General features: G+C 64.6%; 22 protein-coding genes and 1 pseudogene. 11 read left to right on the top strand and 12 right to left on the bottom strand.

Annotation, left to right across the window (positions count from 1 at the left end; genetic code table 11):
* Position 1: 1 nt before the first annotated feature.
* Genes uvrD through sufT form a run of 3 tightly spaced genes read right to left on the bottom strand, consistent with a single transcriptional unit; the run spans position 2 to position 3,287 of the window.
* Positions 2 to 2,293 carry a DNA helicase II gene (gene uvrD / locus BUB09_RS03390; RefSeq protein ID WP_072894253.1) on the bottom strand — a complete coding sequence of 764 codons (2,292 nt, stop codon included), beginning with the start codon at positions 2,291 to 2,293 and terminating at the stop codon, positions 2 to 4.
* A gap of 50 nt (positions 2,294 to 2,343) precedes the next feature.
* Positions 2,344 to 2,727: a Co2+/Mg2+ efflux facilitator ApaG/CorD gene (gene apaG / locus BUB09_RS03385; protein WP_072894251.1), complete on the bottom strand. Its 384-nt coding sequence runs from the start codon at positions 2,725 to 2,727 to the stop codon at positions 2,344 to 2,346.
* Positions 2,727 to 3,287, bottom strand: coding sequence for a putative Fe-S cluster assembly protein SufT (gene sufT / locus BUB09_RS03380; protein WP_072894249.1), 561 nt, complete (start codon positions 3,285 to 3,287; stop codon positions 2,727 to 2,729). The genes apaG and sufT overlap by 1 nt, the downstream gene beginning before the upstream one ends.
* Before the next feature lie 136 nt (positions 3,288 to 3,423).
* On the opposite strand from sufT, the gene BUB09_RS03375 reads away from it, so the two are divergent.
* The 5 genes from BUB09_RS03375 (at position 3,424) to BUB09_RS03355 (ending at position 10,065) form a co-directional block, all read left to right on the top strand.
* Positions 3,424 to 6,519 carry an efflux RND transporter permease subunit gene (locus BUB09_RS03375; protein ID WP_072894246.1) on the top strand — a complete coding sequence of 1,032 codons (3,096 nt, stop codon included), beginning with the start codon at positions 3,424 to 3,426 and terminating at the stop codon, positions 6,517 to 6,519.
* Positions 6,516 to 7,610, top strand: coding sequence for an efflux RND transporter periplasmic adaptor subunit (locus BUB09_RS03370; protein ID WP_072894243.1), 1,095 nt, complete (start codon positions 6,516 to 6,518; stop codon positions 7,608 to 7,610). Before BUB09_RS03375 ends, BUB09_RS03370 begins: the two co-directional genes overlap by 4 nt.
* Positions 7,607 to 8,341 (top strand): SIMPL domain-containing protein, encoded by a 735-nt coding sequence (locus BUB09_RS03365; protein WP_072894241.1) that lies wholly within the window; start codon positions 7,607 to 7,609, stop codon positions 8,339 to 8,341. Before BUB09_RS03370 ends, BUB09_RS03365 begins: the two co-directional genes overlap by 4 nt.
* Before the next feature lie 96 nt (positions 8,342 to 8,437).
* The gene (purE, locus tag BUB09_RS03360) at positions 8,438 to 8,959 is read left to right on the top strand and encodes a 5-(carboxyamino)imidazole ribonucleotide mutase (RefSeq protein ID WP_072894238.1); all 522 of its coding nucleotides are present in this window, start codon (positions 8,438 to 8,440) and stop codon (positions 8,957 to 8,959) included.
* The gene (locus tag BUB09_RS03355) at positions 8,956 to 10,065 is read left to right on the top strand and encodes a 5-(carboxyamino)imidazole ribonucleotide synthase (RefSeq protein WP_072894235.1); all 1,110 of its coding nucleotides are present in this window, start codon (positions 8,956 to 8,958) and stop codon (positions 10,063 to 10,065) included. Before purE ends, BUB09_RS03355 begins: the two co-directional genes overlap by 4 nt.
* Positions 10,066 to 10,097: 32 nt before the next feature.
* Here the strand turns inward: BUB09_RS03355 and BUB09_RS17445 are convergent, their stop codons facing one another.
* Positions 10,098 to 10,433, bottom strand: a complete 336-nt coding sequence (locus tag BUB09_RS17445) for a hypothetical protein (RefSeq protein WP_245793102.1) — start codon at positions 10,431 to 10,433, stop codon at positions 10,098 to 10,100.
* Positions 10,434 to 10,550: 117 nt separating this feature from the next.
* A pseudogene (locus BUB09_RS17615) lies at positions 10,551 to 11,012 on the bottom strand (DegV family protein); the annotation flags it as partial.
* 134 nt (positions 11,013 to 11,146) lie between these two features.
* Between BUB09_RS17615 and BUB09_RS03345 the strand changes: the two are divergent.
* Positions 11,147 to 11,758, top strand: a complete 612-nt coding sequence (locus tag BUB09_RS03345) for an outer membrane protein (protein ID WP_072894230.1) — start codon at positions 11,147 to 11,149, stop codon at positions 11,756 to 11,758.
* Positions 11,759 to 11,931: 173 nt separating this feature from the next.
* Positions 11,932 to 12,636 carry an outer membrane beta-barrel protein gene (locus BUB09_RS03340; protein ID WP_072894228.1) on the top strand — a complete coding sequence of 235 codons (705 nt, stop codon included), beginning with the start codon at positions 11,932 to 11,934 and terminating at the stop codon, positions 12,634 to 12,636.
* 69 nt (positions 12,637 to 12,705) lie between these two features.
* Here the strand turns inward: BUB09_RS03340 and rpoD are convergent, their stop codons facing one another.
* From rpoD to rpsU, 4 genes are all read right to left on the bottom strand, one after another.
* Positions 12,706 to 14,553, bottom strand: a complete 1,848-nt coding sequence (gene rpoD / locus BUB09_RS03335) for an RNA polymerase sigma factor RpoD (protein ID WP_072894225.1) — start codon at positions 14,551 to 14,553, stop codon at positions 12,706 to 12,708.
* Between the two features lie 95 nt (positions 14,554 to 14,648).
* The gene (dnaG, locus tag BUB09_RS03330) at positions 14,649 to 16,421 is read right to left on the bottom strand and encodes a DNA primase (RefSeq protein WP_072894222.1); all 1,773 of its coding nucleotides are present in this window, start codon (positions 16,419 to 16,421) and stop codon (positions 14,649 to 14,651) included.
* Positions 16,422 to 16,485: 64 nt separating this feature from the next.
* Positions 16,486 to 16,932 (bottom strand): GatB/YqeY domain-containing protein, encoded by a 447-nt coding sequence (locus BUB09_RS03325; protein ID WP_072895376.1) that lies wholly within the window; start codon positions 16,930 to 16,932, stop codon positions 16,486 to 16,488.
* A 43-nt stretch (positions 16,933 to 16,975) separates the two neighbouring features.
* Positions 16,976 to 17,191, bottom strand: coding sequence for a 30S ribosomal protein S21 (rpsU, locus tag BUB09_RS03320; protein ID WP_007184921.1), 216 nt, complete (start codon positions 17,189 to 17,191; stop codon positions 16,976 to 16,978).
* A gap of 124 nt (positions 17,192 to 17,315) precedes the next feature.
* On the opposite strand from rpsU, the gene tsaD reads away from it, so the two are divergent.
* Both tsaD and folB read left to right on the top strand, forming a co-directional pair.
* The gene (gene tsaD / locus BUB09_RS03315; RefSeq protein WP_072894219.1) at positions 17,316 to 18,341 is read left to right on the top strand and encodes a tRNA (adenosine(37)-N6)-threonylcarbamoyltransferase complex transferase subunit TsaD; all 1,026 of its coding nucleotides are present in this window, start codon (positions 17,316 to 17,318) and stop codon (positions 18,339 to 18,341) included.
* A gap of 41 nt (positions 18,342 to 18,382) precedes the next feature.
* Positions 18,383 to 18,760 (top strand): dihydroneopterin aldolase, encoded by a 378-nt coding sequence (gene folB, locus BUB09_RS03310; RefSeq protein ID WP_072894216.1) that lies wholly within the window; start codon positions 18,383 to 18,385, stop codon positions 18,758 to 18,760.
* 4 nt (positions 18,761 to 18,764) lie between these two features.
* On the opposite strand, the gene gmhB is transcribed toward folB, so the two are convergent.
* Positions 18,765 to 19,316, bottom strand: coding sequence for a D-glycero-beta-D-manno-heptose 1,7-bisphosphate 7-phosphatase (gmhB, locus tag BUB09_RS03305; protein ID WP_072894214.1), 552 nt, complete (start codon positions 19,314 to 19,316; stop codon positions 18,765 to 18,767).
* A gap of 7 nt (positions 19,317 to 19,323) precedes the next feature.
* On the bottom strand, positions 19,324 to 21,399 hold the full coding sequence (gene glyS, locus BUB09_RS03300) for a glycine--tRNA ligase subunit beta (RefSeq protein ID WP_072894212.1): 2,076 nt from the start codon (positions 21,397 to 21,399) through the stop codon (positions 19,324 to 19,326).
* Between the two features lie 257 nt (positions 21,400 to 21,656).
* Here glyS and BUB09_RS03295 point away from each other — a divergent pair, with 257 nt between their 5' ends.
* Positions 21,657 to 23,102 carry a catalase gene (locus BUB09_RS03295; RefSeq protein WP_072894211.1) on the top strand — a complete coding sequence of 482 codons (1,446 nt, stop codon included), beginning with the start codon at positions 21,657 to 21,659 and terminating at the stop codon, positions 23,100 to 23,102.
* Positions 23,103 to 23,192: 90 nt separating this feature from the next.
* Here the strand turns inward: BUB09_RS03295 and glyQ are convergent, their stop codons facing one another.
* On the bottom strand, positions 23,193 to 24,095 hold the full coding sequence (gene glyQ, locus BUB09_RS03290; protein WP_072894208.1) for a glycine--tRNA ligase subunit alpha: 903 nt from the start codon (positions 24,093 to 24,095) through the stop codon (positions 23,193 to 23,195).
* A gap of 97 nt (positions 24,096 to 24,192) precedes the next feature.
* Here glyQ and BUB09_RS03285 point away from each other — a divergent pair, with 97 nt between their 5' ends.
* Positions 24,193 to 24,873: a carbonic anhydrase gene (locus BUB09_RS03285; protein WP_072894207.1), complete on the top strand. Its 681-nt coding sequence runs from the start codon at positions 24,193 to 24,195 to the stop codon at positions 24,871 to 24,873.
* Positions 24,874 to 25,014: the final 141 nt, after the last annotated feature.

Genomic DNA, 25,014 nt, shown 5'->3' with positions numbered 1-25,014 from the left:
GCTACAGCGGCTGCAGCTTGGCCAAGCCCAGCAGCAGGCGCTTGTTGCCGGCGTCGCGAAAACGAATCTCGACCTGGGCGCGCTCGCCTTCGCCTTCGAAGCTCAGAATCACGCCTTCGCCGAACTTGGCGTGGCTGACGCGCTGGCCCAGCTTGAGTCCGCCGTAGTCCGGCGTGCTGGCACCGTGAATGCGTCGCGGCGGCGCGGTATAGCCGCCTGTACCGCCGCCGTAGCCGCCTCCGCCGCTGCCGTAGCGCGACGCGTTGCTGCCGCCTCCAGCGCTGCCCGCGCCGCCGAAACTACTCGGGCGCAGCAGGCCGGCGCGCGGCCGCGTTTCCATCAAGCAGTCCGACGGAATCTCCTTGATGAACGGCGACGGCATGCCGATCTGCTCGACGCCGTGGATGCGCCGCACTTCGGCATAGCTCAGATACAGCTGCTGGCGCGCGCGCGTGATGCCGACGTAGCAGAGCCGGCGCTCTTCTTCGAGATTGCCTTCCTCGACCGCGCGCATCGACGGAAACAAGCCGTTCTCGAGGCCGACGATGAACACCACCGGAAACTCCAGGCCCTTGGCCGAGTGCAGCGTCATCAGCTGCACCGAATCTTCACCGGCCGTGGCCTGGCCTTCGCCGGCCTCCAGCGCCGCATGGGCAAGGAACGCCGACACCGGCTCGACGCCGTCCTCATCGGGCTTCTCGAAGCTGCGCGCGGCGCTGACCAGTTCGTCGAGGTTTTCGAGTCGCGCTTCGGCCTGGTCGCTGCCGGCGCCGCGCGACGCGCGCGCTTCGGTCGCCGCGCCCTTCTGGTAATGCTCGCGCAGACCGCTGCCGTTGATGACCAGGTCCATAACCTGGGCCAGTGGCTGCTCGCGGGCCTGGTCGGCCAGCCGGTCGACCTTGTCCAGAAACTGATGCAGCTTGGCGGATGTGCGGCCCAGCAGCGTCGGGTCGCGGCGCGCGGCGGCCCACAGCGAACCGCCGCCGTCGCGCGCCGCAGCGCGCAGCTTGTCCAAGCTGGTGGCACCGACGCCTTGCGGGGGCGTGGCCAGCGCACGCTCGAAGCTGACGTCGTCGTCGCGGTTGTGGACCAGCCGCAGCCAGGCCAGCGCATCTTTAACTTCCATGCGCTCGAAGAAGCGCAGACCGCCGTAGATCCGGTACGGCACGCGGCCGCGGATCAGCATTTCTTCCATCACGCGCGACTGCGCGTTGGACCGGTACAGCACGGCCAGATCAGCGTGACGGCAGGGGCCGTTCAGATGGTCCTTGATCCGCTGGACGACGAACTCGGCCTCGTCGTATTCGTTGAATGCGGCGTACAGCTGGATCGGCGCGCCGTCGCTGCCGTCGGTCCACAGATTCTTGCCCAGACGCCCGGTGTTGCGCTCGATCAGGCCGTTGGCGGCTTTCAGGATCGTGCCGGTCGAGCGGTAATTCTGTTCCAGCCGCACGATCTCCAGCCCAGCGAACTCGCGCTGCAGCTTGATCATGTTTTCGACTTTGGCGCCGCGCCAGCCGTAGACCGACTGATCATCGTCGCCGACGGCGAACAGCACACCCTGGTCGCCGACCAGCAGCTTGAGCCACAGGTACTGCAGCGTATTGGTGTCCTGAAACTCGTCGACCAGCACGTGGCGGAACTTGCGCCGGTAGTGCGCCTGCACCTCGGCATGGTCGCGGCACAGCTCGTAGGCGCGCAGCAGCAACTCGGCGAAATCGACCAGACCCTGCGCCTCGCAGGTGCTGTGGTACGCGGTGTAGACGCGCACCAGCGCCCGCTGCGTGAAGTCGCCCATGTCGTCGAACGAGCCGGGGCGACGGCCTTCTTCCTTCTGGCTGTTGATCCAGTTGGTGACCATCTTTGCCGGCCACTGGTCATCGGGCAGGTCGAGCTGCTTGATGATCCGCTTGACCAGCCGCTGCTGGTCGTCCGAGTCGAGGATTTGAAAATCTTGGCGCAGCCGCGCTTCTTTCCAATGCAGCCGCAGCATGCGATGCGCGATGCCGTGGAAGGTGCCAACCCACAGCTGCCGCACCGGCATCGCCAGCAGCTGCTCGATGCGCCCGCGCATCTCGTTGGCCGCTTTGTTGGTGAACGTGACCGCCAAGATCGACAGCGGTGACACACGCTCGACGCCGATCAGCCAAGCGATCCGGTGGACCAGCACGCGGGTCTTGCCCGAGCCGGCGCCGGCAAGCACCAAGCGGTGGTCGGGCGGCGCGGTGACGGCTTCTTTCTGGGCGTCGTTGAGCTGGCGGACCAGGTGGCCGACTTCGGCGAGATCGTTCATCGGCGGATTTCTACGGTGGAGCGGCACCGGCTCGGCGCCGCCGTTCTGCGTTAGTTCAGCACGCGCGGCACGGCCAGCCGGAACGGCTCGATCGCCGCATCGAACGGCTCGCCGTCGACTGGCACCATCTGGAAGCTGCCGTGCATCGTGCCGACCGGCGTCGTCAGCGGGCAGCCGCTGGTGTACTGGAATTCCTCGCCGGGCTTGAGCACCGGCTGGGTGCCGACCACGCCGGGGCCGCGCACTTCTTCGGTCTTGCCTTCGCCGTCGGTAATGATCCAGTGGCGGGAGACTAGCTGCACGGTGCGCGTGCCTTCGTTGCGGATCGTGATCTGGTAGGCGAACAAATAGTGGTTGCGCTCGGGTGCCGACTGATCAGGCACGTACTGCGGACGCACGATGATGCGAACGCCCTGAGTCTTGGTGTCGCTCATCAGTACATGCCGACTTGAAGCTGCGCGGCTTCGGACATCATGTCGCGGCTCCAGGGCGGGTCGAACGTCAGCTCCACGTCGGCCTCGGCGATGTTGGGAATCTGCATGACCTTGGTCTTGACGTCGTTGACCAGTACATCGCCCATGCCGCAGCCGGGCGCGGTCAGCGTCATCCGGATCACGGCGCGACGTGGCCCGGCCGGATTGCCCGCCTCGGCAGGCTCGAGCCGGCTTTCGTAGACCAGGCCCAGTTCGACGATATCGATCGGGATTTCGGGGTCGTAGCAGGTGCGCAGCTGCGCCCAGACGGCTTTCTCCAGCTCGTCGTCGCTGGCGTCTTCGGCCACGTCGGGGCCGACGATCACCTGCTTGCCGAGCGCGTCGGCATCGGGCCCGTTGATGCGAAACAGATGGCCCTGTACCTGCACAGTGAAGCTGCCACCCAGCGCCTGGGTGATGACCGCCGAGGCGCCTTCGGGCAACTCGACCTTGGTTCCGGCAGGGATCAGGATGGCGACCACGTCGCGCGTCAGCGTGACGGTTTCTGGTTCGTCTAGCATGGGATGACTGCAAAAGCGCCGTAGAACATCGGAACCCAGTTTAAACCTCCGCTGTCAGTGGCGCATCACAAGACCGCGGGGTGCCACCGATCCGGTGGCCGAAGCGGCCGACATCGCGCGCTGATCGGGGAGCGACATGCGTTTGACCCAGTATTCCGCTTCGAGCCCTGCGGCAATCGCCGCGGCGGCGCTGATCGTGCTGCTGTTCGGCGCGCTGGCGTTGCTGCGCCTGCCGATCCAGTTGCTGCCCGACACCAAGGACCCGCAGATCTGGATCAACGTGCAATGGCGCGAAGCCGCGCCCAGCGAAGTCGAGGAAGCGCTGGTCGAGCCGATCGAGGAGGCGATGCGCGGCTTGTCCGGTATGAAGGAGATGCGGTCGCAGATCAATCGTGGCGGCGGTGGCGTATCGCTGACCTTCGAGATCGGCACCGACATGACCCGCGTGATGCTCGACGTGGTGTCGCGGATCAACACCTTGCCGCCGCTGCCGCCCGACGCCGAAGAGCCGCAAGTGTTCGATGGCGCGCCGTGGACCCGGGAGAACGCCGCATCGATCCTGGTTCGCCCGCTGCCGGGCAACAACACTCAGGACATGGCGGCGACCTACCAGAAGTTGATGGAAGAGGTGGTCGAGCCGCGACTGTCGCGGGTCGAGGGCGTCAGCCAGGTTGACCTGGAAGGGGGGCGGCCTAGCGAAGTACAGATCCGCTTCGACACGCATCGCTTGGCGTCGCTGGGCATCACGCCGCGACAGCTGGCGCAGACCGTGATTGGTGCGCGCGACAGCTCGGCCGGCTTCGTCGATGTCGGGAGGCGGCAGTTCACGGTGCGGTTCACCGGCCGCGAGCCGGTGGCCGAGCTGGGGTCGCTGATCGTCGGCTGGAGCAATGACCGTCCGCTATACCTGCGCGACGTCGCCGACATTGCCGTCGGCCTTCAGGACCAGCAGGCCTTTTCGTTCCGCAATGGCGTGCCGGGCTACTACCTGACGATACGGCGCACCAGCACCGCCAACATCGTGCAGGTACTCGACGGCGTGAAGCGGGCGCTGGCCGAACTCAACGCCGGCCCTCTCGGCCGCGAGCAACTCGTCGCCGATCTGAGCTGGGATGCCAGCGTCTACGTACGCCGCGCGATCGGTTTCGTGCAGGAGTCGCTGATCATCGGCGTGCTGCTGGCGGTCGGCGGGCTGTGGTACTTCCTGCGCGGGCCGCGCGCATTGCTGGTGATCGGCGCCACGATTCCGTTGTCGCTGGCGTTTGCAGTCATCACGCTGCATCTGCTCGGGCGCAGCCTCAACACGATTTCGCTGGCCGGACTCGCGTTTTCGACCGGCATCGTCACTGACGCCGCGCTGATCGTCCAAGGCAACATCATCCGCTTCATTCAGCAGGGTCGTACCGCGCTCGATGCGACCATCGACGGCGCGCAAGAGGTGATTCCGGCCTTGCTGGCGTCGATGCTGACCAGCGTGGCGATCTTCCTGCCGGTGCTGTTCATGGAGGGTCTCGAAGGCCAGTTGTTCAAGGATCTGGCGATCACGATGAGCGTCAGTCACGCAGCCTCGCTGCTGGTGGCGATGACCGTGATTCCCGCCGCCAACCGCTGGGCGCTGGCGACGCGCATTCCGGATGATCAGCACGATCACTGGTGGAAGGCGATGGCGCGTAGCGGCATGCGGGCCACTGCAACGCCCGCCCGGCGTGCGCTGCTGATCGGCTTGCTGGTACCGGGATCGCTGTTGTTCTCATACCTGGCCGCGCCCAAGCCCGACTATCTGCCGGTGGCGCAGACCGACAACGTCTGGGGCAACTTCAGCACGCCGCCGGGCGGCAACATCGACACCGTGCGCCGCGAAATGGCCCCGGTCGTCATCGAGCGGCTCAAGCCGTACCTCGAAGGTCGTGCGCAGCCGGCGATCAAGTACTACAACTTCTCGGCCTGGGGCGGCGGCGGTGGCGGGCTGGTCGTGGCCTATGCAGCCGACCCGACGCAAACCCGCGATGTGGTCGACCTGCTGCGCACCAAGATCCTGGCGGACTTGCCCGACGTGCGCGTGTACGCAAGCCAAGGCTCGCTGTTCAATCTCGACGGTGGTACGGCACGTAACATCGAGCTGTATCTGCAGGGCCCCGATTTGAATGCACTGATGACGGCCGCGCGCGTCGCCGAAACCGAGATTCCACTGGCGATACCGGGCACGTTCCCGCGTAGCCAGCCGGCGCTCGAGCTCAATCAGCCCGAGATTCAGTTGCAGCCCGATGAGTGGCGCATCTCGCGCGCGGGCGCGACGCGCGGTGATGTTGCCGATGCGCTGCGTTCATTCACCGGCGGCTTATGGGCCGGTGAATATTTCGACGGTAACGAGCGCCTCGATATCATCGTCAAGAGTCAGCAGTGGCACTCGCCCGAAGAGCTGGCCGAATTGCCGATCGCAACGCCTGCCGCCGGCATCCAGACCGTCGGCGAACTGGCGCAGATCCGCCAGACGGTCGGTCCGTCGCAGTTATCGCGCGTCAACGGTCGGCGTACGGTATCGGTCAATTTCGAGCCGCCCGATACGATGAGTCTGGATGAGGCGATCTCGATTCTGCAGAGCAAAGTGGAACCCAAGCTGCGCGAGGCGATGAGCCAGAACATGCAGCTCAGCTATGGCGGCAGCGCCAATCAGCTGGCCGAGGCACTGAAGTCGATGGCGAGCAACTTTGCACTGGCGCTGGTGATGTTGATGGTGCTGATGTCGGCGCTGTTCAAAAGTCTTTGGGATTCGCTGTTGGTGATGCTGGTGATTCCGATCTCGATCGCGGGTGGCATCGGTGCGCTGCGGCTGATCGGTTGGTTCGACTTCCAGGCACTCGATCTGCTGACGATGATCGGCTTCATCATCCTGCTGGGCTTGGTCGTCAACGCGGCGATCTTGCTGGTTGATCAGACGCGTGCACGAGAACACGCCGGCATGCTGCGCGCCGATGCCGTGCGCGAGGCGCTGGAGACACGCGCGCGGCCGATCGTGCTGTCGACGCTGACCGCGGTACTCGGCATGGTGCCGCTGATCCTGATGCCCGGCTTGGGCGCCAAGATCTACCGCGGTCTGGCCGCCGTGGTATCCGGCGGCATGATCGTCGGTACGTTGTTCACGTGGTATCTGATGCCCGCGCTGCTGCGCTTGGGCGAATCGCGAATGCGTGCGGCCGAAAAGCCGTCGGCGCCGGAGGTTTTCGTCAAATGAATCGGTCGATCCAGTTCGCTATTGCCGCGCTGTTGGCGACGGTTGTCGCGCAGTCTGCTGCGCAGACGCGCCCACCTGCAGCGATTCAGACCGCGCGCGCCAGTCTGCGTGAACTGTCTCCGTCGATATCGGCGACTGGACAAGTTCAGTCGCGATCCGGCGCCGACATGGCGGCCGGCGTTGGCGGCCCGCTCGACTTTGTCGCCGAGCCCGGTACGCGTGTCGTCAAGGACCAAGTGATCGCGCGGATCGACACGGGCGAAATTCGCCTGCAGCGCGCCGAACAAGCGGCTCGCGTCACGCGCGGGGAGCTGGCGCTCAAGCAAGCCGAACGCGAGCTGGAGCGCTTGCGCGCGTCGGGCAATGCGGTGAGCCGGTTTCAGCTCGATCAGGTCGAGAATACGCGTGATCTGGCACGCAGCGATTTGGATATCGCGCATGCCGCGCTGCGTCAGACCGACGATCGTTTGGCGCGTGCCGATGTGCGAGCGCCGTTTGCTGGTGTGATCGCTGAGCGCGTTCGACGCGAAGGTGAAGAAGTGGCGCGTGGCGATGCCGTGGCGCGGCTGCAAGACACCGAGCACCTGGAGTTGCGGTTGTTCTTGCCGCTGCGTCACGTGCGGGCGATCAAGCCCGGCTCGCAGGTCCACGTTCAACTCGACGACGGCCGCAACGTCGCCGGCAAGGTGCGCGCGATCGTGCCGGTCGGCGATGCGCGCTCGCAAAGCTTCGAGACGCTGATCGATCTGCCGCCCGCCGAAGCCGAGCTAGCGGTGGGGCGTACGCTGCAAGTGCTGCTGCCATTGGCTGCCGCACAACGAGTGTTGGCCGTCCCGCGCGATGCATTGGTGATCCGCAGTGAAGGCTTGGCTGTCTATGTGGTTCGCGACGGCAAAGTCGCGCGCGTGCCGGTGACCACCGGCGCCGCTGACGGCGACTGGGTTGCGGTACAAGGGGCACTCGCGGCGCAGGACGCCGTCGTGGTGCGAGGTGCCGAGACGCTGCATGATGGCGACCCGGTCAACGTCATTGGAGAACTCGACACATGGAAATCCGGAACGGCGGGACGTCGCGGACTATCGCAACCGTGATCCGCACGGCATCGGCGACAGCCGCTTTGCTGCTGTGGAGCGCTTCGGCCTCGGCAACGCATGAGCCGCATGGCGCACACGCACCAGCGCCGCGGATCGTCGCGGTCACCGGGCAGGCGCACGTCAGCACCGTTCCTGATCGCGCGCGCGTCACGCTCGGCGTGACGCAGTTGAGTGCCGATGTGGCGACGGCCGAAACCGCCGTGAACAAGGTCGTCAAGGCTTATGTCGCCGAGGCGCGCAAGCTCGGCTCGCGCGACGAGGACATCACCACGGCGGGGCTCAGCATCCAGCCGGAATATGTCTGGGATGAAGCCGGGCGCAACAACAAGCTGACCGGCTATCGCGTCAGCCGCGACATCGAAGTGCGCGTCACGCGACTGGACCGGCTCGGCGATTACCTGCTGGCCGGTACGCGCGCTGGCGTCAATCAAGCCCAGCCGCCGGTGCTGGAGTCGTCTCGCGCCGACGAGTTGCGTAATCAGGCATTGGTGTTGGCCGCGAAGAATGCCCAGGCCAAGGCAGCGCTGTTGGCCGGTACGCTCGGCGTCAAGCTCGGCAATGTGCTGTCGATCAACGAAGACGGTGGCGGCTCGCCGCCGCTGCCAATGGTCAAGGCGATGGCAATGCGCGCTGATGCAGCGCCCGAGGGCAATGCCGAGATGGGGCTGCAGACCGGCGAGATCCGCTATCAGGCCAGCGTCAGCGCCCAGTTCGAAATGCTGCCCTGAGTCGGGGGCCGTCGTGTTTGGCGGCCCGACTTGGTGCGTCTTGGGGCCGGTGACATAATCCGGCTCTTTTCCCCGATCCGGGGACGCAGGCTGGACATGACCGCAAACTCCAAAACCGAAGCGCCGCTGGTGGGCGTGATCATGGGCTCCCGTTCTGACTGGGACACGATGTCGCACGCGGTGCGCACGCTCGAAGCGTTGGGCGTGCCCTACGAGGCGCGCGTCGTGTCGGCACACCGCACACCCGACCTGTTGTTCGACTACGCCGAGGCGGCCGTGGGCCGCGGCTTGCAGGTCATCATTGCCGGTGCCGGCGGCGCTGCGCATTTGCCCGGCATGTGCGCGGCCAAGACGCGCCTGCCGGTGTTGGGCGTGCCGGTCCAGTCGAAGGCTTTCAACGGGCTCGATTCGTTGCTGTCGATCGTGCAGATGCCGGCTGGTATCCCGGTGGGCACGCTGGCCGTTGGCGTGGCCGGCGCCACCAATGCGGCGCTGCTGGCCGCCAGCATGCTCGCCACCCGCGACCCGGCGCTGGCCGAGCGGCTTGAGGCGTACCGCAGCGCGCAGACGTCGAAAGTGCTCGACGACGCGCCATTGACGCTCCCGCCGCAGCCATGAAGATCGGCGTGCTCGGAGCCGGCCAGCTGGGCCGGATGCTCGCGTTGGCCGGCTATCCGCTGGATCTGCAGTTCGTGTTCCTCGACCCGGCTGATCAGCCTTGTTCGGCGCCGCTGGGCGAGCACATTCAGCTCGACTATCTCGACGAGGCCGCGCTGCAGCGCTTTGCCGCTGGCTGCGATGTGGCCACCTACGAATTTGAAAATGTGCCGGCCCGTACGGCCGAAGTCGTCGGTGCCGCGGTTCCGCTGTACCCGCCGGCGATCGCGCTTGAAGTCGGCCAGGACCGCCTGAACGAAAAGCGCATGTTCGATGCGCTGGGCATCCCGGTTCCCCGGTACATGCCGGTGGCCGCGCGCGGTGCGCTCGACCTGGCGGCCCGCAACGTCGGCCTGCCCGCCGTGATGAAGACGCGGCGCATGGGCTACGACGGAAAAGGCCAAGCCGTGCTGCGCAGCGAGGCCGATCTGGACGCCGCCTGGCAGCGTCTTGGTGGCGCCGAGGCGCCGCATACGCCGTGCCTGGTCGAGGCCTTCGTGCCGTTCGAGCGGGAGCTGTCATGCCTCGCAGTGCGCGCTCGTGACGGCGAAATGCGCTTTTACCCGGTGGTCGCCAACGTGCACCGCGACGGCATCTTGCGCGTGTCCACGCCGCAGGCCGCCGACCCGCTGCAGGCCCAGGCCGAGGACTATGCGCGCCGGGTTGCCGAACATTTGAACTATGTCGGCGTGCTGGCGTTCGAGTTTTTCGTCGCCGGCGGTGCGCTGTATGCCAACGAAATCGCACCGCGGGTCCACAACTCCGGCCACTGGAGCATCGAAGGCGCGGAGTGCTCGCAGTTCGAGAACCACCTGCGGGCGGTCGCCGGCTTGCCGCTCGGGTCGACCGCGCTGCGCGGCCCGTCGGCAATGGTCAACTTCATTGGCCAGGCGCCCGATACCGCGGCGCTGGCGGCGATACCGGGTCTGCACGTGCATCTGTACGGCAAATCGCCCAAGCCGCTGCGCAAAATCGGCCACGCCACCGTGACGGCGAACAACGATGCCGAATTGCAGCAGCGCCTGGCACAGCTGGTCGCACTGGTTGATGCGACGAAATGTGATTAAAAATTAGAAAATAAATATTTTCTAAACAAAAATCACACGTCGTCGTGACCTAGATAGGCCAACTCCGTTGCGCCGACGCCGAGTTCGAGCGTCCGGCTTACGCTGATCCGAGTCGATAGCAGCGCCAGGCCCGCCTGTGCGGCTGCTGCCTCCAAACGATGGTAGGCAGGGCGTGCCAGCAAGGCGTCCAGATCGCCGCCGTGGGCCACCACGATCGGCCCGATCACCGCGCCGCGCGCGATCGTGGCCGCCATGCCCACCAAAAGTGCGTCGATGGCCCGTGCCCGACTGGCGTGGTGGCGCAGCGCCCGGTAGGCGCCGTGTCGGTCGCGCTGCAACAGCGGCACCCGCCCCAGGCGTTGCTGCAACCGCGCCCACCATCGGTTCGGGCTGGCGGCAGGCCGCTGCGATGGCCCCGGCACGCAGCGGCAATGCAATCGATGACGGCACTGCTCGATTGCCGCTGCGACATCGGCCGGGCTCGCACCGCGGGTCAACTGTTCGCAGGCTTCGAGCACCAGCCTGCCGAGTCCGGCGCCGACATGGCGCGAGTCAACAATCCTGATGCCGAAGCGAGCGCTCGCTTGCGGGTCCAACGACAGCTTCGTGTCGTGGTCGAGAAGACCGAAAGCAGCTTGCGTTGCGTGGCGATGCAGCGACGATTGACGACTGTCGGACGTGATGAACAGAACGTACTCGTAGCGTGGCATCAGTCGCTCGACGATACGCTGGTGAATGGCGCCCGCACTGGCAACCTGCCACTCCGTATTGCCGGCGTCGTGCTGCAGATGGACGCGGTAAACGTGATCACTGATGTGAGTGTCACGTTCGTCGAGGACCCACTGTCGTCCGATACGCAATGCGTTCGGCAACAGCTTGATGCCGTACTGCTGATAGCTGGACTCCGGCAGATCGCAGCTTGCATCCGTGAGTACCGCCAACCGCATGCTCGACCTCGCAACCTTGGGTCGGGCTATGATGCGCGCGCTGTAAGCGTCATGAAAGGAAGCAAGGTCAAACTTCGCGCGGGTTTCGGCTGACGTTTATCGGCGGACCCATAACTAAATCAGGAGAGTTCAGGATGAAAGTAACGAACAAGCTGTTGCTGTTGGCTGCGCTGGTCATGCCAACGGCCGCCTTCGCCAACGAAGGCGCGCACGTCGATGCGTACTACATTCCGAGCAGCACGCTTGATGTCGATCTCGGTGGCGGATTCAGCGACGACGACGACGGCGACGGCTTCGGCATCAAGGGATTTGTGCCGCTGGGTCGTCCGAACAATTTTTTCTTGAACGGCGAGTATCAGACGACGTCGTTTGATGACTTCGATGTCGATCTCGATCAGCTGCGCCTCGGCGCCGGCTGGCAGATTCCGCTGGCCACCGGTTCGCTCGCGCTGTACGGCGAATACGTCAATTGGACGATCGATGATGTCGACTTCGACGCCGATGGTTTTGGCGCGCACGCTCGCCTCACGTTCCCGGTGTCGCGTGGCGTCAATCTGTTCGGCCAGGTCGGTTATCTGTCGCTCGACGATGAAAGCAGCTACGACGGTCTGGAACTGCTGGTCGGCGCATCGGTCGATCTGACGCCGAACATCGGCGCCTTCATCGACTATCGCAACACCGATCTCGATGGCGACATCGACTATCAGCTCAGCGATCTGCGCATCGGTGTGCGCGTGCTGTTCTAAGCCGTACCGCTGTACGCGCCGGCTTCTTGTCGGCAACAAAAAAGCCCCGGATTTTCCGGGGCTTTTTTGTTGTGCGTACAGCATCAGTTCAGCGCGCCGAACCCATCCTTCGCGCCGAACGCTGGCACTTGATAAGGCCGGTGAGCAGATCCGAACCCCAAGGAGACAACACGATGCAAACCGTCAAGCAGCTTCGTAAGACACTGCTGTGCGCTGCGCTCTGCGCCGCTCCGCTGACCGCCGCGCAAGCCGCTGCCGATCTCGATCTGTATTACACGCCTTATGCGCAAATCAAGCTGAAGGATTCCGGCGGCAACGAACTGGATTTCGATGAAGGCGACGGCTACGGTGCCAAGGGAAAGTTCGGCATCACCGATTCGATCTTCGTCAGTGGTGAATACGAGAAGAACGAGTACGACGACATCACGATCAACGGCACGCCGATCATTCCCGGTGGCCCTGGTCCCCTCCTTAATGTCGATCAACGCGTCGAGCAGTACCGCGCGGGCCTGGGCTTCAATGTGCCGACGACGCCGTTCTACGTGCTCGGCGAGTACGTCGGCATCGAGTCCAAGACACGCGTCGACAATGGCACCACCGCTAGTGAGTCGGATACCGACAAGAGCGAAGGCTGGGGTGCCCACCTTGGTGCCAAGGGCAAAGTGCTCAACGACTATCTGACGCTCAATGCCGAGGTTGGCTATCTCGATGTCGGTAATGCCGATGGACTTGAGGCGTTGGCCGGCTTTGCCGTCAACCTGAGCAAGCACGTTGGTCTGTTTGCCGACTATCGCTACACCAGCCTGACGGCGAACAACGACAGCGATGTCGACGTGCGCCTGGGCGAGGCGCGCGTGGGTGCACGCATCAGCTTCTGAGTCGATGGCCCGGCAATAAAAAAGGCCCCGCATGCGGGGCCTTTTTTATTGCAGCGTGCAGCGGATCACTTACTCGTCGAGGAAGCTGCGCAGGTAGTTGGCGCGGCTCGGATGACGCAGCTTGCGCAGCGCCTTGGCCTCTATCTGACGAATGCGCTCGCGGGTCACGTCGAACTGCTTGCCGACTTCCTCGAGCGTGTGGTCGGTGTTCATGTCGATGCCGAAGCGCATGCGCAGCACCTTGGCTTCGCGCGGCGTCAGGCTCGCCAGAATCTGGTGAGTCGCTTCGGCCAGCGACGACGACGTGGCCGATTCCAGCGGCGACACCGCAGCGGTGTCTTCGATGAAATCGCCGAGGTGCGAATCCTCGTCGTCACCGATCGGCGTTTCCATCGAGATCGGCTCTTTGGCGATCTTCAGGACCTTGCGGATCTTGTCTTCCGGCATCTCCATCTTGACCGCCAGCTCTTCGGGCGTGGGCTCGCGACCCATTTCCTGCAGCATCTGCCGGCTGATGCGGTTGAGCTTGTTGATCGTCTCGATCATGTGCACCGGAATACGAATGGTGCGCGCTTGGTCGGCGATCGAACGCGTGATCGCCTGGCGGATCCACCAGGTCGCGTAGGTCGAGAACTTGTAGCCGCGGCGATATTCGAACTTGTCGACGGCCTTCATCAGGCCGATGTTGCCTTCCTGGATCAGGTCGAGGAACTGCAGGCCGCGGTTGGTGTACTTCTTGGCGATCGAGATAACCAGACGCAGGTTGGCCTCGACCATTTCCTTCTTCGCGCGACGGGCCTTGGCTTCGCCGACGTTCATCCGCCGGTTGATGTCCTTGATCTCGTCGATCGCGATCAGATAATCCTTCTCGATCTTCGACAGCTGCGTCAGCAGTTCGACGATCTCGTCGCGACGCGTTGCCAGCGTCGCCGAATACTTGCGCTTGGCGCGAATCGACTTGTCGAGCCACTCCACGTCATCAGGGCGGGTGCCCTTGTACTTGGCCAGGAATTCGTCGCGCGCCATGCCGGCGTCGAGCACGCAAATGCGCATCACGCTGCGCTCGATTTCGCGAATGTGTTCGATCTTGCCGCGCAGATTGCGGTTGATCTCGTCGACGATCTTCGGCGACAGCTTCAGCGTCATGATCAGGTCGGCAACCGCTTCGCGCTTGCCGAGGGTCTTCTTGTCGTCGGACCCGGTCTTCTGCAGTGCTGCCCAAGCCTGGTCGTACAGCGAGCGCATCTCTTCGAACTTGAGGCGCGCTTCTTCGGGATCAGGGCCGGTATCGACCGCTTCCTCTTCTTCGTCGCCCGCTGCTTCTTCTTCCTCGTCGTCTTCTTCTTCGGCGAGTTCGACCACCGGCGGGACTTCGCTGACCGGCTCGGCGTTTGGATCGAAGAAGCCCGTGATGACTTCGGCGAGGCGGCGCTTGCCTTCACCGACGGAGTCGTAGGCGTCGAGCAGGATCTTGACCGTTTCCGGGTAGATCGCCATCGCATACAGCGCTTCGTTCAAGCCTTCTTCGATGCGCTTGGCGATGCGAATCTCGCCTTCGCGGTCGAGCAGTTCGACGCTGCCCATTTCGCGCATGTACATGCGGACCGGGTCGGTCGTGCGGCCGAACTGGTCATCGCTGGCCGCGAGCGCGGCGGCCGCTTCTTCGGCGGCGTCTTCTTCTTCTTCAGCCGAGGCGACGACGGCGGGCTCGGAGAACAGCTGGCTCTCCTCATCCGGTGCTTCATCGTGCACCTGGATGCCCATCGTCTGGATCATGCTGATGACGTCGTCGATCTGTTCGGAATCAACCACTTCCGGGAGATGGTCTGACACTTCAGCGTAGGTCAGAAAGCCCTTTTCCTTGCCCAGGGCGATCAGAACCTTGATCTGGGATTGCTTCTCTGCACTATTGGTCATGCTTGACTCGTCTGCGGGAGCGATGACTTGCCCCAGTTTGAAAGCGAAGAACTGCGCATTCTACCGAAACCGGCCGCCTTTAGACCAGCACCACGTCACCTGGCAGGTCCCGTTTGGACCACGTGGCGCCCCGAAAGTTGAAGCGTCAGCGCATTGAGTTCCGCCAGTTCGCCGGCTTGCAGCGCCCGCGTTTGCGACTCGGCCAGCAGTTGCCGGCGTCGGCTGTCGAGCGCCTTGTGTTGCAGCAGACGGATGGCGTCGGCGAACTCCTGCTCGATGCCCTCTTCGGCGATGCCCAGCTCCTGACGCATCAGCCGCTCCAGTCCGGTCGCTTTGGCCGTGCCGCGCCAGTACTCGAGCAGTTGGCCGGCATTGGCACCTGGGTTTTCCTGAAAGAATTCAATCGCCTCGACCAGCGCGGGAACGCCGTGTACGTCGGCCGACAGCAACTGCTCGGTGTTGGCGACTCGGTCGGCGAGGTCGGGGCGTTCCAGCAGCAGTTGCAGCGCACGGCGGACCGGGCGGGTTGCACCGGACTCCACTGCGCCAGCCGACGGACGCGATTCGCGGCGGGGTCCTTCGTCGTCCGGTGACGGCGCCGATGTTTGCGGGGTCAGGTCTTCGCGCCTCAGCCGCGTCATCCGGGCCAGTTCGTCGATCATCAGCGTCTGCAGCGGGCCGGGTCGCAGCTTTTCGAGATGCGGCCGCGCCAGCGAGGCCAGCTTGGCGCGGCCGTCGAGCGTGGCCAGGTTGACCTGCTTGGATAGCTCGCCCAGCAGAAACGCGCTCAGCGTCATCGCGCTGGCGATCTGCTCGCGGAAAGCGGCTTGCCCGATCTCCTGCACCAGCGTGTCCGGATCATGGCCGTCGGGTAGAAACATGAACAGACACTCGCGGTCGCCGTGAACCTCGGGCAGGGCTTGTTCCAGCGCACGCCAGGCGGCGGCGCGGCCGGCCCGATCGCCGTCAAAACAGAACACGACCTTGCGCGTGCTTTTGTAGATCAGCGCCAGATGTTCGCGCGTGGTCGCCGTGCCGAGCGTGGCCACGCCGTTGTGGATGCCATGCTGGGCCAGCATGACCACGTCCATGTAGCCCTCGACCACCAGCAGGAACGGCAGTTCCGACTTGATCGACTGCTTCGCCTCATACAGGCCGAATAGGTTGCGGCCCTTGTGAAACAGCACGGTTTCCGGCGAATTCAGATACTTGGCCGGATCGTCGCCGAGTGTGCGGCCGCCAAAGCCGATCACTCGGCCGCGCGTGTCGCGGATCGGAAACATCACCCGGTTACGGAAGCGATCGTAGGCCTTGCCGCCGTCTTTCGGGATCAGCAGCCCGGCTTCGATGGCGTGCTGTGGGTTGTCGAAGAATCGTGTCAGCGAATCCCAGCTGTCGGGCGCAAAGCCGATCCCGAAGGACTTGGCGGTGTCGCCGCCGACGCCGCGCTTCTTCAGGTATTCGATCGCGGCGGGATGCTTGCGCAGTTGCTCGCGGAAGAAGCGCTCGGCGGCAGCCAGCGCATCGAGCGGGCCGTCGAGCACGAGGCGCTCATGGTGGCCCCCGCCTTCGCGGGGTACTTCCAGGCCGGCGCGCTTGGCCAGTTCTTCAACCGCCTCGACGAAGGTCAGGCGGTCGTACTCCATCAGGAAGCCCACCGCGTTACCGTGCTTGCCTGACGAAAAGCAATGAAAGAACTGCTTGGTCGGCGAGACGAAGAACGATGCCGATTTTTCGTTCGAAAACGGCGAGAGCGCCTTGTACTCGCGACCGGCCCGCTTGAGTTCAATGCGCGCGCTGATCACCTCGACGATATCGGTCCGCGCGAGGAGGTCATGAATGAAGGATTGGGGGATGCGGCCGCTCACGACGTGAGTCTACCCCCGGGTATTGCGGCTGCAAGAACGGCGGCGCGATGGCGCCGCCGGCGGATCAACCGAGTTTGGCCTTGATCAGGCCCGACAGCTTGCCCATGTCGGTGCGCCCCGCAACACGCGGCTTGATCCACGCCATGACCTTGCCCATGTCCTTGCCGGACGTGGCGCCGGTTTCGGCAACGGCTTGATCGAGCAGGGCGCTGATTTCCGCCTCGGTCAGCTGCTGCGGCAGGTAGCCGAGCAACATCTGGATTTCGGCCGCTTCCTTGTCCGCCAAATCTGGTCGGTTGCCGCTGCGGAATTGGCTTTCCGAGTCGCGACGCTGCTTGACCATCTTTTCGACGGCCGCCGTCACGACAGCGTCGGTAATCGTCGTGCTCTCGACGACTTCGCGCTGCTTGAGCTCGGCCGACAGCATGCGCAGCACGGTTAGGCGATCTTTGTCGCCGGCGCGCATGGCCGCTTTCACGTCGTCGAGGACGCGCTTCTGGAGATCGGACATCGTCATTTGCGCAGTCACCGTTGCCGGTGGCCGCGCCAGTCGGCTAGTACAGACGCTGACGGCGGGTGACGTCGCGCGAAACCTTCTTCAGCTGGCGCTTGACCGCGGCAGCGCGCTTGCGCTTGCGTTCCTGGCTCGGCTTCTCGAAGAACTCGTGCTTGCGCACATCGGTCAGCACACCGGCTTTTTCGCAGGTGCGCTTGAAGCGGCGCAGGGCAACTTCGAAGGGTTCGTTTTCGCGGACGCGGACAGTCGGCATAAGGTGAAGCTCGCTCTTTACGCAGGGCTAGGCCCAAAGGGGCGGCGATTTTATGCGCGCAGAGCGCTCAATGCAAAGCCTGCGTTCTGCCCGACGTCTTGCGATGCCGCACAATAGCGGTCTTATGCCGGTCCTCGCCCTCGAAACCTCCTGCGATGAAACTGCGGTCGCCATCTATGACGGTGAGCGCGGCCTGCTGTCCCACACGCTGCATTCGCAGATCCGGCTGCACGCCCAGTACGGCGGCGTGGTCCCAGAACTTGCGTCTCGCGACCACGTCCGCCGCGTCAACGGCTTGATCCGGATCGCGCTGGAGCAAGCGGGCCTGGGCGCGGCCGACTTGAGCGGCGTGGCCTATACCGCCGGGCCGGGGCTGATCGGCGCGCTGATGGTCGGTGCCTCGGTCGCGGCCGGCCTGGCGCTGGCGCAGGGGCTGCCGCTGGTCGCCGTCCATCATATGGAAGGGCATCTGCTGGCGCCGATGCTCGAACCCGAGCGTCCCGTATTCCCGTTTCTGGCGCTGCTGGTTTCCGGCGGCCACACGCTGCTGGTATCGGTCGAAGGCATCGGGCGGTACCGCGTGCTGGGCGAAAGTCTGGACGACGCCGTCGGCGAGGCCTTCGACAAGACCGCCAAGCTGCTGGGCCTGCCGTATCCGGGAGGGCCCCATCTGGCGCGCCTGGCGGAAGCAGGTCAGCCCGGGCGCTATCGATTCCCGCGGCCGATGACCGATCGACCGGGCTTGGACTTTAGCTTCAGCGGCTTGAAGACAGCGGTCGCCACAGCGCTTCCAGTCGACGCCGACGATCAGCAGCGCGCCGACATTGCCCGCAGCTTCGAGGATGCCGTCACCGAAACACTGGCGATCAAGTGCGACCGGGCGTTGGAGGCCACGGGTTACCGTGGTCTGGTCGTCGCCGGCGGCGTCGGCGCCAATCGCCGGCTCCGCGCGCGGCTGGCCGATCTGGCGACGCGGCGTGGCGTGGGGCTGTACTTTCCGCGACCTGAGTTCTGCACCGACAACGCCGCGATGATCGCTTACGCCGGCTGGGCGCGGCTCGCCGACGCCCGCCCGGCCGACGGTCGCTTGTTCACCACGGCCCGCTGGCCGCTGGAAAGCTTGCAACCACCCGGTACCCGTGCGGCGTAGTGCTGGGTCCGCATCAAGAACCACAACCGAGCTGAAACACAATGGACAAGATTTTCATCCGTGGACTCAAGGTCGAAACGATCATCGGCGTCTATGACTGGGAGCGCCACGCGAACCGTCCGTTGAGCTTCGACCTGGATCTGGGCGCTGATTTCACCGACGCCGCCGCCAGCGATCACGTGCGTGATGCGATCGACTACGCCGCCATCATGGAGACGATCACCAAGATCGCCACCGAGTACCACCCGGCGCTGCTGGAGGCGCTGGCCGAGAAAATCGCCCGCGCGCTGTTCAAGGATTTTCCGCTGCTGATGACGCTGCGGATGGCGATCCACAAGCCGGGCGCGATTCCGGTCGAAGACGTCGGCGTCGAGATCGAGCGCCGCCGCGAGGACTACGCCGCTTGCGGCGTCCGCTGAGCGATCAGGCTGCCAGCAGCGTGGCGACGTACTGCGCCAAGTCGTCATAAATCGCGACGCCGACGGCGCCATGCTCTATTTCGGTGCGCGCACCTTTGCCGGTGCGCACCAAAATGGGCGTCGCGCCGGCGGCGCGGGCGGCTTCGATGTCCGATGCACTGTCGCCCACGAACGGCACACCATCGAGCTGGACCTGCAGTCGTCTTGCGAGGTCTTGCAGCATGCCCGGCGCAGGCTTGCGCATCACCGACGCATGGTCGGGGTGCTCCGGCGCAAACGCGATTCCGTCGATGCGGCCGCCCAGCTCGGCGCAGGCACGCTGAATCCGGTCGTGGATCGCAAACAGCGCGTCGAAGTCGAGCAGGCCGCGGCCGACGCCGGATTGGTTGCTGGCGATGAACACGCGCCAGCCCGCCTGGCTCAAGCGGGCAATCGCCTCGATGCAGCCCGGGATCGGATGCCATTCGGCGACCGACTTGATGAACGCGTCGGACTCCTCGTTGATCACGCCATCGCGGTCGAGAATCATCAACTTGGCGGCGGGGCTTCCGGGCATGGTCGGGTCAGCCGGGCAGCAACGACAGGTCGGCGACGTCGCGACACAGCGCGTCGAGTTGAGCCAGCAGCGCAAGGCGGTTGGCGCGCACGTCGGGGTCGTCGGCCATGACCATTACGGCTTCAAAGAAGGCATCGACCGGGGGTTTGAGCGCGGCCAACGCGGCCAGAGTGCCGGTGTAGTCGCAGGCGGCGCGCAGCGGCGCAACCTGAGCCGCGACCCGCTGCAGCTCGGCGTACAGCGCTTGTTCGGCGGCCACCTCGAATCGATCGGTCCGGACCGCTGCCGTCGTCTCGATGCCGGCCTGACGCAGGATATTGCGTGCGCGCTTGTCAGCCGCGGCCAAGCTGGCCGCCTCTGGTGACGGCAAGAAACGCAGCAGTGCCTGCAATCGGCGTTCGAAATCCAACGGGACGCTAACGCCAGTGGCACGCACGGCCTCGAAGGCTTCGGCCGTCGCGCCGCGGTCAAGGCAGTAGCTGCGCAGCCGCTCCAGACAGAAGCTCCACAGATCATCGGCAACGCTGGCGTCCCGCTTGCCGGCGGGTTGCAGCTCAAGTGCCGACTGCAGCAGCGCGCGCAGGTCCACATCGAGCTCGCCTTCGATCAGGATTCGCAGCGCGCCGGCGGCTGCGCGCCGCAGCGCATAGGGATCCTTGCTGGCGGTTGGCTTCTGGCCGATCGCGAAAATGCCGGCCAGGGAATCGAGCTTGTCGGCCAGCGACACCAACTGGCCCGCCGGAGATGACGGGATCGGCGTGCCTTGCTGCGTCGGCAGATAGTGCTCGCGGATCGCGAGCGCGACACCGTCGGGTTCGCCGCCGTGCGTGGCGTAGTAGCCGCCCATCAAACCCTGCAACTCGGGGAACTCGTAGACGACCTTGGTCACCAGATCGCATTTGGCCAATGCTGCGGCGCGGTCCGCCAGCGCGGCGAGTTCGGTTGTCGCCTTGGGCAGCGCTGCGACGATCTGCGCGATCAGCTTGCGAACGCGCTCCACTTTGTCGGCAATGCTGCCGAGGTCCTTCTGGAACGTGCTTTGCGCCAGCTTGTCGGCGTAGGCGGCCAGCGGTTGTTTCAGATCCTGGTCCCAGAAAAACAGCGCATCACTCAAGCGGGGGCGCACGACGCGCTCGTTGCCCGAGATGACCTGGGCAACGTCGCGCGACTCAATATTGGAGATCGTGATGAAGCACGGCAGCAGTCGGGTGTGCTGCTCGTCGCTGAACAGCGTGAAGTAGCGCTGGTTGGTTTCCACCGTCGCGACGATGACTTCGGGTGGCAGCCGCATGAAACGCGCTTCCATCTCGCCGGCGATGACCACGGGCCACTCGACCAGCGCGGTGACTTCGTCGAGCAGATCGGGCGTGATCCGCGCGTGGCCGCCAAGCAACGCCGCCTTGGTTTTGATCTGGTGCTCGATCTCATCGCGGCGCGTTGCGACATCGGCCCACACCTTGGCCTGGCGCAGTGCGTCTTCGTAATCGGCCGGCGACGACAGCGCGATCGCCTCGGGAGCGTGGAAGCGATGCCCGTACGTCACGCGAGCCGCTTCCAGCCCAAACCGGCGCAGCGGCACGATCTCGCCGCCCAGCAAGCACAGCAGCCAAGCGACCGGCCGCACGAAGGTTTCCTCGCCGCTGCCCCAGCGCATGCGCTTGGGCACCAACTCGTCCATCTGCTTGAGCGTTTCTTCGAAGATCGCCGGCAGCAATTGCGCAGTGGGTTCGCCGGGGACGCTGCGCGCAAAGTGCAGTTTGCCGTCCTTCTGGCCGACGGCACTGAATTCGACGCCGCAGGACCGGGCGAAGCCGAGAGCGGCCGGCGTCGGCTGGCCATCCTTGAAGGCGGCCGCGACGGCCGGCCCGAGCTTTTCCTGCTTCTGTTCGGGCTGGGTTTCCGCCACGCCGGTGATTAGCACGGCCAAGCGACGTGGCGTGGCAAAGCTGCGCACCGCGCCAAGCGCAACGCCGCGGCGCTGCAGGCCGCCTTCGATGCCGCGCGTCAGCGCGCCCGCCAAGGGGCTCAGATAACGGGCCGGCAGGTCTTCGGTGCCGATCTCGATCAGCAGGTCTAGCGGCATGCAGCACTCAATCAGGTTTGCAGGGCCGGCAATTGTCGGTTAAGCGCGCGGGTGCCGCCAACTATCAGGTCGGCCCGCCAGAGAATCATCGATAAAACTATCGAAGTGCAAGTCAGGATTCATTGGAACTATTGATTGGAGGCGACCACACTGGGCTTGTCGTCATCCGGGCCCGATGCCGCGCCGTAGCATCAAGCGAGCGCGAACCAGGCAGACGGACGCGCGACCTGCGAAGCCGTCAAATTTAAGGAGTAGCCATGTCTGAATCCCCACGCCTGACCACTGCATCCGGCATTCCGGTCGCCGATAACCAGAACTCGATTTCCGCCGGCCCTCGTGGCCCCCTGCTGCTGCAGGATTTCCATCTGATCGAAAAGCTCCAGCACTTCAACCGGGAGCGCATCCCGGAGCGCGTCGTCCACGCCAAGGGCTCCGGCGCTTATGGAACCTTCACGGTGACCCACGACATCGGCCGTTACACCAAGGCGGGCTTGTTCTCGGCGGTCGGTAAAAAGACCGATACCTTCGTGCGCTTCTCGACGGTCGGCGGCGAGCGAGGGTCTGCCGATACCGAGCGCGATCCACGCGGATTTGCGATCAAGTTCTACACAGAAGAAGGCAATTGGGATCTGGTTGGCAACAACACGCCGATGTTCTTCATCAAGGACCCCATCAAGTTCCCCGACTTCGTCCACACGCAAAAGCGCTGTCCGCAGTCGAATCTCAAGTCGGGCGCGATGAAGTGGGACTTCTGGAGCCGGGCGCCGGAATCCCTGCATCAGGTCACGATGCTGTTTTCGGACCGCGGTACGCCGGACGGCTACCGCCACATGGACGGCTTCGGCAGCCACACCTACAGCCTGATCAATGCTGCCGGTGAGCGCGTCTGGGTCAAGTGGCACCTGAAGACCCAGCAGGGAATCAAGAATCTGATGGCGGACGAGGCCGAGCGCTTGATGGGCGCCGACCCCGACTACAGCCAGCGGGACCTGTTCGACGCGATCAACCGCGGCGACTACCCGCGCTGGAACGTGATGATCCAAGTGATGACCGAGGACGAGGCCGAGTCCTGGAGTCGGCGTACGGGCTGGAACCCGTTTGATTTGACCAAGGTTTGGCCGCACAAGGACTTTCCGCGCATTCCGGTCGGCGTACTCGAGCTCAATCGCAATCCCGACAACTATCACGCCGAGGTGGAGCAGGCCGCGTTTTCACCGTCCAATATCGTGCCCGGCATGGGCTATTCGCCCGACAAGATGCTCCAGGGGCGCTTGTTCGCTTATCACGACGCACAGTTGTACCGGGTTGGCACCAACCATCAGTACCTGCCGGTCAATGCGGCGCGCTGTCCGGTCCATCATCACCAGCGCGACGGTGCGATGAGCCACGCCAACTTCGGTCCGGCAACGAACTACGCCAATGTCGTGGCGCAGGGAACCGCTCCGTACGGATTGGGACACGGCGAACCGCCGCTGTCGGTCGGCTTGGCGGCGCGCTATGACGCCCGGGCGAATGAGGATGACTACACCCAGGCCGGCGATCTGTTCCGCCTGCTGCCCGAGGCGGAGAAGGAGCGTTTGGCGGACAACATCGCAGCGGCGATGGCCGGTGTTGCCGACGACATCATCCAGCGCCAGCTCGCCCACTTCGCCAAGGCGGACCCCGACTACGCCCGTCGGGTGTCAGCCCGGCTCAAGGCTTGATCCGGCCGCGATTCGGCGTTGGGTTAGATTCAGACACAGGCCGCTGGCGCAAGCCAGCGGCCTGTTTTTATTGGTATTGCGCGAGGGGTGTCAGGCCGCCTGCGATGCTTTCGGCAACATCGGGAATCCGAGCTTTTCGCGTGCCGCGAAGTAGGCCTCGGCACAGCCGCGGGCCAGCGTGCGAACTCTCAGGATGTAGGCTTGGCGCTCGGTCACCGAGATCGCGCCGCGAGCATCGAGCAAGTTGAACGCGTGGCTTGCCTGAATCGTCCGCTCGTAAGCCGGCAGCGGCAACGGCGTGTCCAGCGCCAGCAGTTTCTGGCATTCGGCCTCGGCCTTGTTGAAGCGCTCGAACAGCGTCGCAGCGTCGGCGTGCTCGAAGTTATAGGTGCTTTGCTCGACTTCGTTCTGATGGTAGACGTCGCCGTAGGTCACGATCCGTCCGCCGGTGTCCGACCAGACCAGGTCGTAGACGCTCTCCACGCCCTGGATGTACATCGCCAGGCGCTCGAGGCCGTACGTGATTTCACCCGCAACAGGCCGGCATTCGATGCCGCCGACCTGCTGGAAGTAGGTGAACTGCGTAACTTCCATGCCGTTGAGCCACACCTCCCAGCCCAGGCCCCAGGCGCCGAGGGTCGGCGATTCCCAGTTGTCCTCGACAAAGCGGATGTCGTGCACCAGCGGGTCGAAGCCCAGCATCTTCAGCGACTCGAGGTAGAGCTGCTGGATGTTGGCCGGCGAGGGCTTCATCAACACCTGAAACTGGTAGTAGTGCTGCAGCCGGTTCGGGTTCTCGCCGTAGCGACCATCGGTCGGCCGGCGACTCGGCTGCACATAGGCGGTATTCCACGGCTCGGGTCCCAGCGCTCTCAGGAACGTCGACCAATGAAAGGTGCCGGCACCCATCTCCATGTCCATCGGCTGCACGATCGTGCAGCCATGGCCGGCCCAGAAAGCCTGCAGCTTCAGAATCAGGTCTTGGAAGGTCATCGTAATGCCCGGCGCGAGTCGCGGATGAACGGCCGCGGAGTATAGCCGGCGCCGGTCCGCCAGCCTCGCCGGCGACGACGCGTTATAGTTTCGGCCGATGAGCACCGATCTTTCCGATCTTTTCCACAGCAACCGGGTCTGGCGCGAAGAGCGTCTGGCCGGCGATCCCGATTACTTCCGCAAGCTGGCCGCCCAGCATGTTCCGAAATATCTGTGGATCGGCTGCGCCGACGCGCGCGTCCCCGCCAATGAGATCCTGGGTCTGCCGCCGGGCGACGTGTTCGTCCACCGCAACATCGCCAATCTGGTCGTTCATAGCGACTTCAGTGCGCAGTCGGTAATCCAGTTTGCCGTCGACGTGCTCAAGGTCGAGCACGTCATCGTGGTCGGGCACTATGGTTGCGCCGGCGTCCGGGCCTGCGAAAGCGGTACGCGGATCGGGCTGGCCGACAATTGGCTCTACCACCTGCGCGACGTTCAAGATCGCTACGTCGACCGGTTGCAGGCGCTGCCCACGGCCGTCGAGCGTAACGATCGTCTTTGTGAGCTCAACGTCCTCGAACAAGTGGTGAACGTCTGCAAATCCAACGTCGTTCAAGACGCATGGGCCCGGCAGCAGCCGCTAGCGGTGCACGGCTGGGTTTATGGCGTCGGCGACGGCTTGCTGCGCGATCTGGGCTTGACCCTTGCGGGTCCCGATGGCCTGGTGCGCGCCCATCGGCTGGCGGTGGAAGCGGTCTTCAACGAAGTTTTGGATCCGTCAGGGACGACGGGTTGATTCAAAGTCAGGCAGTTGCAATAACCAGTACCAAGCGGGTTCTGGGGGTTTTCCCCTGGCACAGATCATGCTGCGCTCTGCCCGCCGAATCGGGGCAGGGGGCTCCGCCGCGGCACCCCTCGAATCCACCCTCGACACTCG

The sequence above is a fragment of the Hydrocarboniphaga daqingensis genome, from assembly GCF_900129825.1.
GTDB classification, from domain to species: domain Bacteria; phylum Pseudomonadota; class Gammaproteobacteria; order Nevskiales; family Nevskiaceae; genus Hydrocarboniphaga; species Hydrocarboniphaga daqingensis.
Note: the sequence above shows the minus strand (reverse complement) of the source record. Positions and strands in the feature narration are given on the sequence as shown.

Bases quoted from the DNA above. Each gene is read 5' to 3' on its own strand.
- BUB09_RS03375 (WP_072894246.1), top strand. From the start codon at position 3,424: ATGCGTTTGACCCAGTATTCCGCTTCGAGCCCTGCGGCAATCGCCGCG.
- apaG (WP_072894251.1), bottom strand. From the start codon at position 2,727: ATGAGCGACACCAAGACTCAGGGCGTTCGCATCATCGTGCGTCCGCAG.
- BUB09_RS03285 (WP_072894207.1), top strand. From the start codon at position 24,193: ATGAGCACCGATCTTTCCGATCTTTTCCACAGCAACCGGGTCTGGCGC.
- glyS (WP_072894212.1), bottom strand. From the start codon at position 21,399: ATGCCGCTAGACCTGCTGATCGAGATCGGCACCGAAGACCTGCCGGCC.
- rpoD (WP_072894225.1), bottom strand. From the start codon at position 14,553: ATGACCAATAGTGCAGAGAAGCAATCCCAGATCAAGGTTCTGATCGCC.
- gmhB (WP_072894214.1), bottom strand. From the start codon at position 19,316: ATGCCCGGAAGCCCCGCCGCCAAGTTGATGATTCTCGACCGCGATGGC.
- glyQ (WP_072894208.1), bottom strand. From the start codon at position 24,095: ATGACCTTCCAAGACCTGATTCTGAAGCTGCAGGCTTTCTGGGCCGGC.
- BUB09_RS03345 (WP_072894230.1), top strand. From the start codon at position 11,147: ATGAAAGTAACGAACAAGCTGTTGCTGTTGGCTGCGCTGGTCATGCCA.
- rpsU (WP_007184921.1), bottom strand. From the start codon at position 17,191: ATGCCGACTGTCCGCGTCCGCGAAAACGAACCCTTCGAAGTTGCCCTG.
- folB (WP_072894216.1), top strand. From the start codon at position 18,383: ATGGACAAGATTTTCATCCGTGGACTCAAGGTCGAAACGATCATCGGC.
- BUB09_RS03295 (WP_072894211.1), top strand. From the start codon at position 21,657: ATGTCTGAATCCCCACGCCTGACCACTGCATCCGGCATTCCGGTCGCC.
- tsaD (WP_072894219.1), top strand. From the start codon at position 17,316: ATGCCGGTCCTCGCCCTCGAAACCTCCTGCGATGAAACTGCGGTCGCC.
- BUB09_RS03340 (WP_072894228.1), top strand. From the start codon at position 11,932: ATGCAAACCGTCAAGCAGCTTCGTAAGACACTGCTGTGCGCTGCGCTC.
- uvrD (WP_072894253.1), bottom strand. From the start codon at position 2,293: ATGAACGATCTCGCCGAAGTCGGCCACCTGGTCCGCCAGCTCAACGAC.
- sufT (WP_072894249.1), bottom strand. From the start codon at position 3,287: ATGCTAGACGAACCAGAAACCGTCACGCTGACGCGCGACGTGGTCGCC.
- BUB09_RS03325 (WP_072895376.1), bottom strand. From the start codon at position 16,932: ATGTCCGATCTCCAGAAGCGCGTCCTCGACGACGTGAAAGCGGCCATG.
- BUB09_RS03370 (WP_072894243.1), top strand. From the start codon at position 6,516: ATGAATCGGTCGATCCAGTTCGCTATTGCCGCGCTGTTGGCGACGGTT.
- purE (WP_072894238.1), top strand. From the start codon at position 8,438: ATGACCGCAAACTCCAAAACCGAAGCGCCGCTGGTGGGCGTGATCATG.
- BUB09_RS03355 (WP_072894235.1), top strand. From the start codon at position 8,956: ATGAAGATCGGCGTGCTCGGAGCCGGCCAGCTGGGCCGGATGCTCGCG.